A 14,478-nucleotide genomic window follows, 5' to 3' on the forward strand; every position below is an offset into this window, starting at 1 on the left:
CCGTCCGGCCCGTCCGGTGTTGAGGACAACCCGTTCAGGGCCGGAGCGGGGGTCTGGGGGCGCAGCCCCCAGGGACGAGATGGGGCGGGTAGGGGCGGCGGGGGCGAGGGGAACGCCCTCAGCCCGCCGCAGGCGCGTCCCGCAGCAGGCACGTCAGCCGTGCCGTGCACACGCGCTTGTCGGCCTCGTCCGTGATCACGACCTCGTACGTCGCCGTCGACCGCCCCCGGTGCACCGGCGTGGCCACGCCGGTGACCAGGCCGGAGCGGGCCCCGCGATGGTGGGTGCAGTTCAGGTCCACACCCACGGCGATCTTCGAGCTGCCTCCGTGCAGCATGGCCCCGACCGACCCGAGCGTCTCGGCCAGCACCGCGGACGCGCCCCCGTGCAGCAGCCCGTACGGCTGTGTGTTGCCCTCGACGGGCATCGTGCCGACGACGCGGTCGGCCGACGCCTCGACGATCTGGACGCCCATCCGGTTCCCCAGGTGTCCCGCGGAGAACATGGCCATCACGTCGATACCCAGTGCCGTGTACTCGTCTATGACCTCTTGCGGGAACTTCACATGCTGCTGCTCACCCATGGGGCCCGGCTCCGTTCGTCGTGATCGCTACAGCGTCCGCACGCCTACGTCCATCCACTGAGCAAACGCTCAGTCGGTAGCCGATTGTTCCAGACGCACGACCACGGATTTGCTGGCCGGGGTGTTACTGGTGTCGGCGGTGGCGTCCAGCGGGACCAGGACGTTGGTCTCCGGGTAGTAGGCCGCCGCGCATCCCCGGGCCGTCGGGTAGAAAACGATCCGGAACCCGGGCGCCCGGCGCTCGACGCCGTCCTTCCACTCGCTCACGAGGTCGACGTACGACCCGTCGGCGAGCCCGAGGGTCCGCGCGTCCTCCGGGTTCACCAGCACGACGCGGCGGCCGTTCTTGATGCCCCGGTAGCGGTCGTCCAGACCGTAGATCGTGGTGTTGTACTGGTCGTGCGAGCGCAGGGTCTGCAGCAGCAGGCGGCCTTCGGGGAGCTTCGGGAACTCGACGGGCGCCGCGGTGAAGTTCGCCTTGCCGGTGGCCGTCGGGAAGCGGCGCTCGTCGCGCGGGGCGTGCGGGAGGGTGAAGCCGGCCGGGTCGGCGACGCGCGCGTTGAAGTTCTCGAAGCCCGGGATCACGCGTGCGATGCGGTCGCGGACCGTGGCGTAGTCCTTCTCGAAGTCCTCCCAGGGGGTGCGGGAGTCCTCGCCCAGCACGCGCCGGGCCAGTCGGCAGACGATGGCCGGCTCGGAGAGGAGATGTGTGCTCGCCGGGTCCAGGCGGCCCCGGGAGGCGTGCACCATGCCCATGGAGTCCTCGACCGTCACGAACTGCTCGCCGCTGCCCTGGAGGTCGCGCTCGGTGCGGCCGAGTGTCGGCAGGATGAGGGCACGCGCGCCCGTGACGGCGTGCGAGCGGTTCAGCTTCGTCGACACGTGCACGGTGAGGCGGGCGCGGCGCATGGCCGCCTCGGTGACCTCGGTGTCGGGGGAGGCGGAGACGAAGTTGCCGCCCATGGCGAAGAAGACCTTCGCCTCGCCGTCGCGCAGGGCACGGATGGCCCGTACGACGTCGTAGCCGTGTTCGCGCGGCGGGGCGAAGCCGAACTCCTTCTCCAGGGCGTCCAGGAAGGCGGGTGCGGGGCGTTCGAAGATGCCCATGGTGCGGTCGCCCTGCACGTTCGAGTGGCCGCGCACCGGGCAGACGCCGGCGCCGGGGCGGCCTATGTTTCCGCGCAGGAGAAGGAAGTTGACCACTTCGCGGATGGTGGGCACGGAGTGCTTGTGCTGGGTCAGCCCCATCGCCCAGCACACGATGGTGCGCTCGGAGGCCAGGACCATGCCGAGGGCTTTTTCGATCTCCGCGCGCGTGAGGCCCGTCGCGGTGAGGGTCTCGTCCCAGTCGGCGGCGCGGGCCGCCTCGACGAATTCCTCGTAGCCGTGGGTGTGTTCGCGGACGAAGGACTCGTCGACCGCGCCCTGGGTGTCCAGGATGAGCTTGTTGAGGAGACGGAAGAGGGCCTGGTCGCCACCGATGCGGATCTGCAGGAACAGGTCGGTGAGGGCGGCGCCCTTGAGCATGCCCTGGGGGGTCTGCGGGTTCTTGAAGCGTTCGAGGCCGGCCTCGGGCAGCGGGTTGACGCTGATGATCCGCGCGCCGTTCGCCTTCGCCTTCTCGAGGGCGGAGAGCATCCGAGGGTGGTTGGTGCCGGGGTTCTGGCCGGCGACGATGATCAGATCGGCCTTGTAGAGGTCCTCCAGGAGGACGCTGCCCTTGCCGATGCCGATGGTCTCGGAGAGCGCGGAACCCGACGACTCGTGGCACATGTTGGAACAGTCGGGGAGGTTGTTCGTGCCCAGTTCGCGGGCGAACAGCTGGTAGAGGAAGGCCGCCTCGTTGCTGGTGCGGCCCGAGGTGTAGAAGAGGGCCTCGTCCGGCGAGCCGAGGGCCTTGATCTCCTCGGCGACGATGTCGAAGGCGCGGTCCCAGGAGACCGGTTCGTAGCGGTCGGCGCCCTCGGGCAGATACATGGGGTGGGTGAGACGGCCCTGCTGGCCCAGCCAGTAGCCGCTGCGGCCGGCCAGGTCGGTCACGGTGTGCGCGGTGAAGAACTCCGGGGTGACGCGGCGCAGGGTGGCTTCCTCGGCAACCGCTTTTGCGCCGTTCTCGCAGAACTCCGCTGCGTGCCGGTGCTCGGGCTCGGGCCAGGCGCAGCCCGGACAGTCGAAGCCGTCCTTCTGGTTGACGCGCAGGAGGGTGAGTGCGGTGCGGCGGACGCCCATCTGCTGCTGGGCGATGCGCAGGGTGTGGCCGATGGCGGGCAGGCCGGCCGCGGCATGCTTGGGGTCGGCGACCTGCGGCGCGTCCTGGACCGGATCACTCTTCGGCGGCTTGCTGGCCATGGCTGAGCCCCTTCGCTTGCACGTGTCTCTCCGCTTGCGCGTGGTGGGTGCGCGCATGGTCCACCCTGCGCGTGTACCACCTGTTCGATCCTCGCACGGGGTAGGGACAACGGTGTACTGGGTCCTGGGGCGGCTGGATGGCCCGGGCGGACCGCGTTGTCAGTGGCACGTGGCAGGATCGGGGTCGTGGCAGAAACAGCAGCGAAGAAGACCGAGAAGACCTCCGGCACGGGCCGCCCCCGGCTGATGCTCATGGACGGGCATTCGCTGGCGTACCGCGCGTTCTTCGCGCTGCCCGCGGAGAACTTCACGACCGCGACGGGTCAGCCGACGAACGCGATCTACGGCTTCGCGTCGATGCTCGCCAACACGCTGCGCGACGAGGCGCCCACGCACTTCGCGGTGGCGTTCGACGTGTCCCGCAAGACCTGGCGTTCCGAGGAGTTCACGGAATACAAGGCGAACCGGTCGAAGACGCCGGACGAGTTCAAGGGGCAGGTCGAGCTGATCGGCGAGTTGCTCGACGCGATGCATGCGGAGCGGTTCGCGGTCGACGGTTTCGAGGCCGACGACGTCATCGCCACGCTGACCACGCAGGCCGAGGCCGAGGGCTTCGAGGTGCTGATCGTCACCGGCGACCGGGACTCCTTCCAGCTGGTCACCGAGAACACGACGGTGCTGTATCCGACGAAGGGCGTCTCCGAGCTGACCCGGTTCACCCCGGAGAAGGTCTTCGAGAAGTACGGGTTGACGCCGGCCCAGTACCCGGACTTCGCGGCGCTGCGCGGCGACCCGTCCGACAACCTCCCGGGCATTCCGGGGGTCGGTGAGAAGACGGCGGCGAAGTGGATCAACCAGTTCGGCTCGTTCGCGGACCTGGTCGAGCGGGTCGAGGAGGTCAAGGGCAAGGTCGGGCAGAACCTGCGCGACCATCTGGACGCCGTCAAGCTCAACCGCCGGCTCACGGAGATGGTCCGGGACGTCGAACTCCCGAAGACGGTCATGGACTTGGAGCGGGCGGCGTACGACCGTACGGCGGTGGCGGTGGTCCTCGACACCCTGGAGATCCGCAACCCCTCGCTGCGCGAGCGGCTGCTGGCCGTCGACCCGGGCGCCGAGGTGGCCGAGGCCGGACCGGTGCCCGAGGGCGGTGTCGAGGTGGACGGGACGGTGCTCGGCGCGGGGGAGCTGGCGCCCTGGCTCACCGAGCACGGCACGACTGTCCTCGGCGTCGCGACGGTCGACACCTGGGCGCTGGGCAGTGGCTCGGTCGCCGAGATCGCGCTCGCCGCGCCCGGGGGAGCGGCGGCCTGGTTCGACCCGGCGGAGCTGGACGAGGCCGACGAGAACGCGTTCGCGGCCTGGCTGGCAGACGCGGACCGGCCCAAGGTGTTCCACGGTGCCAAGGGCGCGATGCGGGTCTTCGCGGAGCACGGCTGGACCGTGGCCGGGGTGAGCATGGACACGGCGCTGGCCGCGTACCTGGTCAAGCCGGGCCGGCGTTCCTTCGACCTGGACGCGCTGTCCCTGGAGTACCTCGGCCGTGAACTGGCGCCCGCGGCGACGGCGGACGGCCAGCTGGCCTTCGGTACGGACGAGGGCGCGGAGGCCGACTCCCTGATGGTGCAGGCCCGCACGATCGTCGACCTGGGCGAGGCGTTCGGCGAGCGCCTCCAGGAAGTCGGCGCGGCGGAGCTGCTGCGGGACATGGAACTGCCGACGTCGGCGCTGCTGGCCCGCATGGAGCGGCACGGCATCGCGGCGGACCGGGCCCACCTGGAGGCCATGGAGCAGATGTTCGCGGGTGCGGTGCAGCAGGCGGTGAAGGAGGCGCACGCGGCGGTCGGTCACGAGTTCAACCTCGGCTCGCCCAAGCAGCTCCAGGAGGTCCTCTTCGGGGAGCTGGGCCTGCCGAAGACGAAGAAGACCAAGACGGGCTACACGACGGACGCGGACGCTCTGGCGTGGCTGGCGAACCAGACGGACAACGAACTGCCGGTCGTCATGCTCCGCCATCGCGAGCAGGCGAAGCTGCGCGTCACCGTTGAGGGCCTGATCAAGACGATCGCGGCTGACGGCCGTATCCACACGACGTTCAACCAGACGGTGGCGGCGACAGGCCGGCTGTCCTCCACGGACCCCAACCTCCAGAACATCCCGGTCCGTACGGACGAGGGCCGTGCCATCCGTCGCGGGTTCGTGGTCGGCGAGGGCTTCGAGTCACTGATGACCGCGGACTACAGCCAGATCGAACTCCGGGTGATGGCCCATCTCTCGGAGGACGAGGGCCTGGTGGAGGCGTTCACGTCGGGTGAGGACCTGCACACCACGGTCGCTTCCCAGGTGTTCGCGGTCGACCGCTCCGCGGTGGACGCGGAGATGCGCCGCAAGATCAAGGCAATGTCGTACGGCCTGGCGTACGGCCTGTCGGCCTTCGGTCTGTCCGGGCAGCTGAACATCGACGCGGGCGAGGCACGCGGCCTGATGGACACGTACTTCGAACGCTTCGGCGGCGTACGGGACTATCTGCGGCGGGCTGTCGACGAGGCGCGGGCGACGGGCTACACGGAGACACTCTTCGGCCGCCGCCGCTACCTCCCCGACCTGAACAGCGACAACCGCCAGCGCCGTGAGATGGCCGAGCGCATGGCCCTGAACGCCCCGATCCAGGGCACGGCGGCGGACATCGTCAAGATCGCGATGCTGAATGTGGGCCGGGCGCTGGAGGAGGCGAAGCTCAAGTCCCGCATGCTGCTCCAGGTCCACGACGAAATCGTCCTGGAGATCGCCCCGGGCGAGCGCGAGGCCACGGAGGAACTGGTCCGCCGGGAGATGGCGGGCGCGGTATCCCTCCGGGCACCGCTGGACGTGTCGGTGGGCTCGGGGCTCGACTGGGAGTCGGCCGCGCATTAGCGCTCCGCTGGCGGGGCGGTTCGTCTTGGGAGGCGGTTCGTCTGCCTCGGGCCGGTGGGGGCTGGTCGCGCCCGCGCGGCGGAGCCGCACATGGACAGGGCCCCGCGTGAGCCGCACCAGGTACTGAGGTCTGGTGCGGCCCCCGGATCCCGACCCGCACAACCCCCGGGAGGCACCGTCACTCGCGTGGCCCTCGCGAAGACGCCTCCCCTGGGGCTGCCCGACAGGATGCGGGCATGGGTATACGTACGCTCACCCGCTGGACGGCCCCCGTGCGGCCCTCTCCGGTGCTGGCGTTCGCGGCCGACGCGAGCACCGCGCGCATGCCTGGCAGCAGCCCTGTCACCGCGCCCCTCGGATGCCGTGCGGAGGCGCTCCGGCGCGTACTCGCGCCGCATCCCCGCATCATCCGCCGTGCCCACCTCGGCCCGCGCTCCGGCCTCCCGCCGCCGGGCCGCTCCCAGGCCTGGCGCCGCTGGGCCGGTCGGGGTCGGGCGTGGCTGCGCCGGCCGTTTCGCGGCGGTCAGCGAGAACCCGTACGCCCCCCGGCACGTCCTCCCGCGTGATCCTCCGCGTCCCTCTCCGCGTGGCCTTCTGTATGGCCCTCCACGTGGCCTTCGGTACGGAGGTGGTGGTTTTCCGGGGCAGAGGTCTCCGTCCGCTCACCGGGACGCCGTGCCCGGACCCCGGCCGCGTACAGGATCAGCCCTGACAGCAGGCCCGCACCCGCTCCGAAGCACAACGTCGGGATCACCTCCCACGGCTTTGCCGTCGAACCCCAGTGCGCCCACCAGCGCAGCACCCGTTGTACCGCTCCCACCGCCGCGCAGCCGCCGATCACGGCGCAGGCCAGCCACCGGTCCCGTACCGACAGCAGCGGTACGCCTGTCGGCTCACCCGCGACGGTCCGCCGTAGCGCGTGGTACACGAACCAGGCGATGACCACCGCGGCCAGCGCCGAAGTGCCGTACTGCAGGTACCAGTACAGGGGTGAGCCCGCCAGTGTGCGCTCCAGGACGGGGAACAGCCGCAGCCCCCACCGGTCGTGGTGCGTGAACGCGTCCCAGACGACATGGGTCAGGGCGCCGAGGGCGGCCGACGCGTACCACCTGAGCATCAGAGACGGTGTCACCCGCGCGCGGGGGGTTCCGCAGCGCAGCAGAGTCGCCGTCCGGCTCTGCCGGGCGCGTGGCAGCAGGGCCACCAGCGGCTCGCGCAGGAGCAGCCACAGGGCCACCAGTGCCCAGGCGACGACCACGTCGAACGTGAAGACGCCCGGGAAGGAGTGGGTGAACTTGCCGAACTCCATCGCCCCGGGCAGGACGCTTGCCGCGAAGTAGGTCAGGTCGGGGGAAAAGGAGCCGGCGACGAGTACCGCTGGTATCAGTCGGCCGCGTCCGGTTCCGTCGGCGCGTACGGCGGGCAGCACGGCCGCCGCATGGCTGAGAGTGAACGGCAAGTGGGCTCCCTGGAACGGATGTTGACGAGGGCGAACCGCCCTGGTGATCACCGGCGTCCAGTATGCGGGACGGCCGCAGGCTGCGGCGGGTGGTGAGGAGACGGCGGGAGGGGTGCGTGAAAAGCGGCGTGTGGGCCACCCGGGTTCGCGGAACGCGACAGATTCACAGCTGGCCAATCGGTGAATATCGGGCGCGAACGGGTGTCCGTGCAACGCAAGTTGTCGTAGGGTCGCCTGGGTCGGCCTGCTGGGGAGCTTGGTCGAGCACGTGGGCGCAATGAAGGCGGAACGCGCGAACAAGACGTGGAATCGGGCGAAATGGCCGGTTTGCAAGGTCGACCCAGACCGGATGAAAACAGACGGAACAGGGCGGCTTGCCGCCCGCGGGAGGGGTTCTCTGTATGGCGGCGTACATCGGCAGGAGGCTTCGCAAGGGGGCGGCGACCACCGCTGTGGCCGCGCTCGCGGTCGCGGCTCTGTCCGCGTCCCAGGCTCCGGGGGCGGTGGTCGACGACCTGGGCAGACGGACCGCAAGTGACTCCCAGCCCACGCCCGACGCGACGGCCGACGACAGCGCGACCGGCAACTCGCCGTACTACACGGACCTTCCGCCTCTGAACAGCCCGAACCCCAGCCCGAGCCCGTCGCAGTCGTCGACCATAGGCATGCCGGTCGCGCGCGGCGAGGCGGAGGCCGGCATACCCGCGACCGTCCTCGACGCCTACAAGAAGGCCGAGACGGCGCTGGGTACGGCCAAGCCCGGCTGCAACCTGCCCTGGCAGCTTCTCGCGGCCATCGGCAAGGTCGAGTCCGGTCAGGCCCGCGGTGGCCGGGTCGACGCGAACGGCACCACGACCAGCCCGATCCTCGGCCCGCAGCTCGACGGCAACGGCTTCGCGCTCATCAGGGACACCGACAACGGGGCGTACGACGGCAACAGCAGCTACGACTCGGCCGTCGGGCCCATGCAGTTCATTCCGTCCACCTGGGCGTGGGCGGGCCGCGACGGAAACGGCGACGGCAAGGAAGACCCCAACAACGTCTACGACGCGGCCCTCGCCGCCGGCCACTACCTGTGCCGGTTCGGCTGGGATCTGTCGACGCAGGCCGATCTCAACCGCGCGATCCTCAGCTACAACAACTCCACGGACTATCTGAACCTCGTCCTGTCGTGGCTGGAGTACTACCGAAAGGGCACCCACGAGGTCCCGGACGGCACGGGCACGCTGCCCGCAGGCCGCAGTGACGACAACTCCGGGGCGAACCCCTCGCCGTCACCGGTCGAGACGACGCCGAGCCCCAGTCCGAGCGTGCCGGGGACGAGTACGCCGGGCAGGCCGGGGGCGAGCACCCCGATCCCGGCGAAGCCGGGCAAGCCCGCCACGCCGGCCCCGATACCCGTGCCCGTGCCCACGCCCACCGACACGGTGGACCACCTGGAGGACGCGGGCACCGCCAAGCTCACCGCGACGGCGGGCGACGCCTTCAGCAAGAGGATCAGCACGCGCGCGGAGACCGCGGCCGGCAAGGCGGTCGGCAAGGTCAGGATCCGCTTCACGATCATCGGCGACACCGACACCACCTTCGCCGGCGGTGAGAGTGTCGCCACGGTCGTCACCGACGGCACCGGGGTCTCGGTCGCACCCGCGCTCAAGGCGGGCGAGAAGGCGGGCGCCTTCACGATCCGCGCGGTCGTCGTCGGCCGTACGGTCACCGGTCTCGACTACTCGGCCACCGTCACCGCCCGAGCCGCCGACACCCTCGCCCGCACCGGAACCACCGCGCTCACCAGCGTGGCGGGCGGCGAGTTCGCCGACCAGGTCGAGGTCAAGGCCACATACGACGGAGCCGTCGCGGACGGCGTCGCGGCCACCGCCACCCTGATCACCTCGGCCGACGACGCGACCGTGAACGACAAGGGCCCCTACTTCAAGGACGCGGACGGCAAAACGGTCCGCACCCTCGCGGGTCTCGAAACGGACGCGAACGGCCTGCTCAAGCTGCCGAAGCTGTACGCGGACGCCACCACCGGCACCTTCCTGCTCCGCATCACCACCACCGGCGGTGCCACCCTGACGGTCGAACTGACGGTGACGGCGGCACCCACCCCGACGGAATCCACGCCACCGGCGGAATCGGCGACTCCGACGGTGGCGGCCAGTCCGTCGGCCTCCGACTCCCCGAGCGCGTAAATCCTCGTACACGTTCATACGTACGAAAGCGGCACCCCATTCATGGCGAGGGGTGCCGCTTTCGTGTGTGTGCGAGCTGTTCTCATCTCGGCCGCCCGTTGCTACGGTGCCCCGACCTGACACCCCATCAGCTCACTCTCGGCAGCCGGGGAGGCCCCCTATGCGTGCCCTGATCGCCGCCGCGACCGGCCTCGCCCTCGCGTTCGCGCTCGTCCTCACGATCACGGCCCTCGGTGCGCCGACGGGTACGACGTCCCCGAAGCCGCTGCTGACGACGGTCCCGTCACACCCCTAGCCGCCGCACCTTTCCAGGAGGGAGGCCGAGATGCGCCGAAAGTCCGGCCTGATCCTGCTCGCCCTCGCCGTGTTCTTCGCGGCGCTGTCCCCCCTGCTGCGCTGGTACGCCTTCCCGCGCCTCGCCAAGGTCCCGGCGAACCAGTACACGGCCATGGTCCTGGAGGCGAAGGACGCGACCCTTCTCGACTACGACTCGCTCCATGCGAAGAAGGTGCCCAAGGTCACTATCGTGCAGACCCTCAAGGGCAACGTCGAGGCCTCGGAGAAGATCGAGAGGACGGCGGGGCGGGACGTGGTCGTCTGGGACGGCCTCTCCTACATCCAGGGGCCCGACGGGAAGATGGTCTCCAAGATCCCCGAGCGCTACATCTTCGACGCGCACACCCAGGAACCGGTCCACGCCACCGGCGAGATGGTCGACGGCGACCCGGTGAAACGGCAGGGCATCGAGTTCAAGTGGCCCTTCCTGACCGAGAAACGGGACTACGAGTACTTCGACGCGCAGGCACGCGTGACCGCGCCCATCCACTACAAGGGCACACAGGACTTCCGTGGCATCTCGGTCTACTACTTCGAGCAGACCATCCCGTGGACGAAGGTCGCCTTCCCCAAGGACCTGCCGATGAAGGGCGTCACAGCCGAGACGGTCGCCGCGACCGGTATGACCCGCTGGTACACCACGGTCCGCAAGTTCTGGGTGGAACCGGTCACCGGTGCGCCCGTCTACGGCGAGGAGATCCACCAGGAGGAACTGCGCGGAGGCACCCTCCTTGGGGGGCGCGAAAAGGTGACGGCCTTCGCCGGGCACGTGAAAATGCGCGAGGACTACATCGAGTCGACGGTCGCCCTGGTCAAGTCGCAGCGCGTACTGGTCCTGATGATGACGTCGTACCTGCCCTGGGGCTTCCTGTCCCTGGGCGTGCTCCTGCTGGCCCTCGCCCTCTACCTGGAGGCGCGCGGCCGCAGGCCGGCCGACCCCGCCCCCGCGGAGACCTCCGCGCCCGAGCCGGTCACCGCCTGAGCCGCGCGTTCGTGTGCCGGGTCGGCTCGGCGGTCGCCGGGTCCTCGGGCCACGGATGCTTCGGATACCGGCCGCGCAACTCGGCGCGTACGCCCTTGTAGCCGTCCTTCCAGAAGGAGGCGAGGTCGGCGGTGACGGCGGCGGGCCGCCCGGCGGGCGACAGCAGATGGACGAGCACCGGCACACCGGCCACGGCGGGCGATTCCCGCAGCCCGAACATCTCCTGCAACTTCACGGCGAGTACGGGCCGTTCGGGATCGGAATAGTCGATCCGGATCCTGGACCCACTCGGCACCGCCAGCCGCTCGGGTGCCAGCTCGTCGAGGCGGCCGGCTTCCCCGGAGGCCCACGGCAGGAGCCGGTTGAGCGCCTGCCCCGCTTCGATCCGGCCGAGGTCGGCCCGTCGTCGTGCCCGGCTCAGCTCGGGCTCCAGCCACTCGTCCACGCGCGCGTGGAGGGCGTTTTCGGAGACGTCCGGCCAGGGGGTGCCCAGGTGCAGATGAAGAAACGTGAGCCGCTGCCGCAGCGTCCCCGCGTCCTGGGACCACCGCAGCAGGCCGAGCCCCTCCTGCCGCAGCCCCTCAAGAAGGGCGGCGCGTACGAGTCCGGGGCCGGGGTCCCGCAGCGGACGCACCGCCAGCTCCACCGCCCCGAGCCGCTCGACCCGCCGGGCGACGACGTCTCCGCCGGCCCAGTGGACCTCCTCGCCCGTGGTGTGCAGGGCGCCCGCCGCCGACCGCGCGGTGTCCTCGTCGACGGTGGCGGCCAGCCGTACGCGCGCGTGCCCGGCCCCGACCGGCCGGTCCGCCACGGCGACCGCGATCCAGGGGGCGCCCCGCAGCGCCGAACCGTCACCGGCCTCGGCCCGGGTACCGGACACCATCAGATACGAACCGCCCTGAGCCCTGGCGACCCGCTCGGGAAAGGCGAGCGCGGCGACAAGCCCGACGGCGCGGTCGTCCCCGGTGGCCGGGGCGGAACCGTTGGCGGGTTCGCGGGACACGTTCTCCGGCGCCGCCGAACGCAGTCGGCGGGCCTCCGTCCGCCACCGGGCCGCATACGCGTCGTTTCCGCGCCGGGCCGTACGCCACGCCGCCGCGAGATCGTCGCCGTACTCCCGCGGCGGCTCCTCGCTCAGCAGTGCGACCACCTCGGCGGCCCGGACCGCGCCCACCTCGGGAGCCGCGTCCAGCAGGGCCCGGGCCAGCCGGGGGTGCAGGCCGAGGCGGGACATACGGACACCCCGGTCCGTGGCCCGACCCGTGGCATCCACCGCGCCGATCGCCGTCAGCACCGTCCGCGCCGCCGCCATCGCGCCACCCGGCGGCGGGTCCAGCAAGGCCAGCCCGGAGGCGTCAGGGTCGCCCCAGCAGGCCGTCTGAAGGGCGAACGCCGTCAGGTCGGCCACCTTGATCTCGGGGGACGGGAAGCGCGCCAGGCGGGTGTCCTCGGCCTCCGCCCAGCAGCGGTACACCGCCCCCGGCGCCTCCCGCCCGGCCCGCCCCGCCCGCTGCCGCCCGGCCGCCTGCGAGGCCCGCACCGTCGTCAGCGCGCTCAGCCCGCGCGCGTGGTCCACCCGCGGCTCGCGCGCCAGGCCGGAGTCGACGACCACCCGCACCCCCGGCACCGTCAGCGACGACTCCGCCACGGACGTCGCCAGCACCACCCGCCGCCCCGTCCCGCCCGCCAGCACCGCGTCCTGCACCGCCGCCGGTGCCCGCCCGTGGACCTGGAGCACCTCGACCGAGGGCCCGAGGTCCCGCAACTGGCCCGCCACGCGCGCGATCTCGCCGACGCCGGGCAGGAAACACAGGACGTCCCCCGCCCGCTCGACCAGTGCCCGCCGCACCACCGACACCACATGCGTCAGCAGCGCCGGGTCGACACGCATACCGTGCGGCGGCCGTACCGGACGTACCGGCGGCGCCCACACCACCTCCACCGGATACGACACGCCCGCCGCCTCCACCACCGGCGCGCCGCCCAACAGCCCCGCCCAGCCCTCGGCGTCGGTCGTCGCCGACGCAGCCACCAGCCGCAGTTCGGGGCGCAGCGTCGCCCGTACGTCGACCAGGAACGCCGCCGCCGTGTCCGCGTCCAGGTGCCGTTCGTGGCACTCGTCGAGCACGACCACGTCGACGCCCGGCAACTCCTGGTCCCGCTGCAGTCGTTGTAGCAGCACACCGGTCGTGACGACCTCCACGCGCGTGCGTGGCCCGACCACCCGCTCCCCGCGCACGGTGTACCCGACGCTTGTGCCGACCTGCTCACCCAGCAGCCACGCCATCCGCCGGGCCGCCGCCCGCGCGGCGATCCGCCTCGGCTCGGCGACCACCACCTGCCGCACCGGGCCACCGTCCCCCAGCAGCCCCGCCAGCGCCAGCGGTACCAACGTCGTCTTGCCGGTACCGGGCGGGGCCACGAGGACGGCGGTGCCGTACGCGTCGAGCGCGTCGGTCAGGCCGGGGAGGGCGCCGCGTACGGGCAGGACGTCCAGGGCGTCGTAACGGATCACGCCCCTAGTGTCGTACGTCCATGAAAGATGCCCTCCACGCGTGCGTGGAGGGCATCTTTCGAAGCCGGCCGTTTCAGTCGCGCTCGCAGACGAAGATTGCCGTCCCCGGGATGAGGCCGCCGCGCAGCGGGGACCAGCCGCCCCATTCGGACGTGTTCCAGGCCGGCCACTCCGGCTCGACCAGGTCGATCAGGCGGAAGCCGCCCGCCACGACGTCCCGGACGCGGTCGCCGACCGTCCTGTGGTGCTCGACGTACACCGCGTTGCCGTCTTCGTCCTGCTCGACGTACGGCGTGCGGTCGAAGTACGAATGCGAGACGGACAGGCCCTCCGGACCGGGCTCGTCCGGGAACGCCCAGCGGAGAGGGTGCGTCACGGAGAAGACGAAGCGCCCGCCCGGGCGCAGCACCCGGCGCACCTCGCGCAGCACCAGCACCGGATCGGCGACGAAGGGCATGGCCCCGTACGCCGAGCACACCAGGTCGAAGGAGCCGTCCGCGAAGGGCAGGGCGCCCGCGTCCGCCTCCACCAGAGGGACGCCGCCGCCGATCCGCAGGGCGTGCTGGAGCTGACGGTGGGAGAGGTCCAGGGCCACCGGACGGGCGCCCTGGGCGGCCAGCCAGCGCGAGCACTGGGCCGCGCCGGCGCCGATCTCCAGGACGTCCTTGCCCTTGAGGTCATCGGCCGGGCCGAGGAGCTCGGCCTCGACCTCGTCGAGGCCCTCGGGGCACCAGACGAAACGGTCGTCGCCGAGGAAGGTGCCGTGCTCGTTCTGGTAGTCGTCCGCGTTCCGGTCCCACCAGCCCCGGTTTGCCCGGGAGCTTTCCGTGACTCCCGCGGCACGCCGGGTGGCCTCCGGCTCGGACGATTCGGGCTCTTGGATGATCCGCTCCCTCGTATTAGTCTGCGGGCTCTTCGGTCCGACGTGTCCCGGCGGCCGTCACGAATGGGGCGTCATCGCGCCCGCGTGGTCTCCTGGGACACGTCTTGTGCCGGGTATGCGGCGATCCGCCCCGGGTGTGCGCCTTCGCGCATTGACCCTGCCCGACTGCCCCCGTATGCTACAAGTTGCGCTGCGGGCCTGCGCACCTCAGACGTAGCAGGCTGCGCTCGCATCTGTATGTATGTCCCCTCGGTTGTCGAGGCGCC

The 14,478-nt window shown here is 71.3% G+C and carries 9 protein-coding genes; 4 read left to right on the forward strand and 5 right to left on the reverse strand.

All coding sequences use genetic code 11. From position 1 onward, the window contains the following. Positions 1-118: 118 nt before the first annotated feature. Positions 119-583 (reverse strand): PaaI family thioesterase, encoded by a 465-nt coding sequence (locus OG734_RS36975; RefSeq protein ID WP_330291779.1) that lies wholly within the window; start codon positions 581-583, stop codon positions 119-121. A gap of 69 nt (positions 584-652) precedes the next feature. Beyond that, a complete protein-coding gene (locus tag OG734_RS36980) occupies positions 653-2,932 on the reverse strand; it encodes an FdhF/YdeP family oxidoreductase (protein WP_330291780.1) in 2,280 nt (759 codons plus the stop codon). A gap of 186 nt (positions 2,933-3,118) precedes the next feature. Between OG734_RS36980 and polA the strand changes: the two genes are divergently transcribed. Then, positions 3,119-5,845: a DNA polymerase I gene (gene polA, locus OG734_RS36985; RefSeq protein WP_330291781.1), complete on the forward strand. Its 2,727-nt coding sequence runs from the start codon at positions 3,119-3,121 to the stop codon at positions 5,843-5,845. 523 nt (positions 5,846-6,368) lie between these two features. Here polA and OG734_RS36990 read toward each other — a convergent pair. Next, positions 6,369-7,304 (reverse strand): DUF4184 family protein, encoded by a 936-nt coding sequence (locus tag OG734_RS36990; protein WP_330291782.1) that lies wholly within the window; start codon positions 7,302-7,304, stop codon positions 6,369-6,371. Positions 7,305-7,705: 401 nt separating this feature from the next. On the opposite strand from OG734_RS36990, the gene OG734_RS36995 reads away from it, so the two are divergent. The 3 genes from OG734_RS36995 (at position 7,706) to OG734_RS37005 (ending at position 10,814) form a co-directional block, all read left to right on the forward strand. Next, entirely contained in the window at positions 7,706-9,496 is a 1,791-nt protein-coding gene (locus tag OG734_RS36995; RefSeq protein ID WP_330291783.1) for a lytic transglycosylase domain-containing protein, read from the forward strand. A 160-nt stretch (positions 9,497-9,656) separates the two neighbouring features. Next, a complete protein-coding gene (locus tag OG734_RS37000) occupies positions 9,657-9,791 on the forward strand; it encodes an SPW_0924 family protein (protein WP_330291784.1) in 135 nt (44 codons plus the stop codon). A 30-nt stretch (positions 9,792-9,821) separates the two neighbouring features. Then, positions 9,822-10,814, forward strand: a complete 993-nt coding sequence (locus OG734_RS37005; RefSeq protein WP_330291785.1) for a DUF3068 domain-containing protein — start codon at positions 9,822-9,824, stop codon at positions 10,812-10,814. Here the strand turns inward: OG734_RS37005 and hrpB are convergent. Further along, a complete protein-coding gene (gene hrpB, locus OG734_RS37010) occupies positions 10,804-13,329 on the reverse strand; it encodes an ATP-dependent helicase HrpB (protein WP_330291786.1) in 2,526 nt (841 codons plus the stop codon). The two genes, OG734_RS37005 and hrpB, sit on opposite strands and share 11 nt — an antisense overlap. 73 nt (positions 13,330-13,402) lie before the next feature. After that, complete coding sequence (locus OG734_RS37015) at positions 13,403-14,215, reverse strand: class I SAM-dependent methyltransferase (protein WP_330293928.1); 813 nt, start codon at positions 14,213-14,215, stop codon at positions 13,403-13,405. Positions 14,216-14,478: the final 263 nt, after the last annotated feature.

Source organism: Streptomyces sp. NBC_00576, assembly GCF_036345175.1.
Taxonomy (GTDB): Bacteria; Actinomycetota; Actinomycetes; order Streptomycetales; family Streptomycetaceae; genus Streptomyces.

What these genes read in the sequence shown, in the direction of transcription:
- OG734_RS37000 (WP_330291784.1), top strand. Translation starts at nt 9,657, where the DNA reads ATGCGTGCCCTGATCGCCGCCGCGACCGGCCTCGCCCTCGCGTTCGCG.
- OG734_RS37005 (WP_330291785.1), top strand. Translation starts at nt 9,822, where the DNA reads ATGCGCCGAAAGTCCGGCCTGATCCTGCTCGCCCTCGCCGTGTTCTTC.
- OG734_RS36995 (WP_330291783.1), top strand. Translation starts at nt 7,706, where the DNA reads ATGGCGGCGTACATCGGCAGGAGGCTTCGCAAGGGGGCGGCGACCACC.
- OG734_RS36975 (WP_330291779.1), bottom strand. Translation starts at nt 583, where the DNA reads ATGGGTGAGCAGCAGCATGTGAAGTTCCCGCAAGAGGTCATAGACGAG.
- OG734_RS36980 (WP_330291780.1), bottom strand. Translation starts at nt 2,932, where the DNA reads ATGGCCAGCAAGCCGCCGAAGAGTGATCCGGTCCAGGACGCGCCGCAG.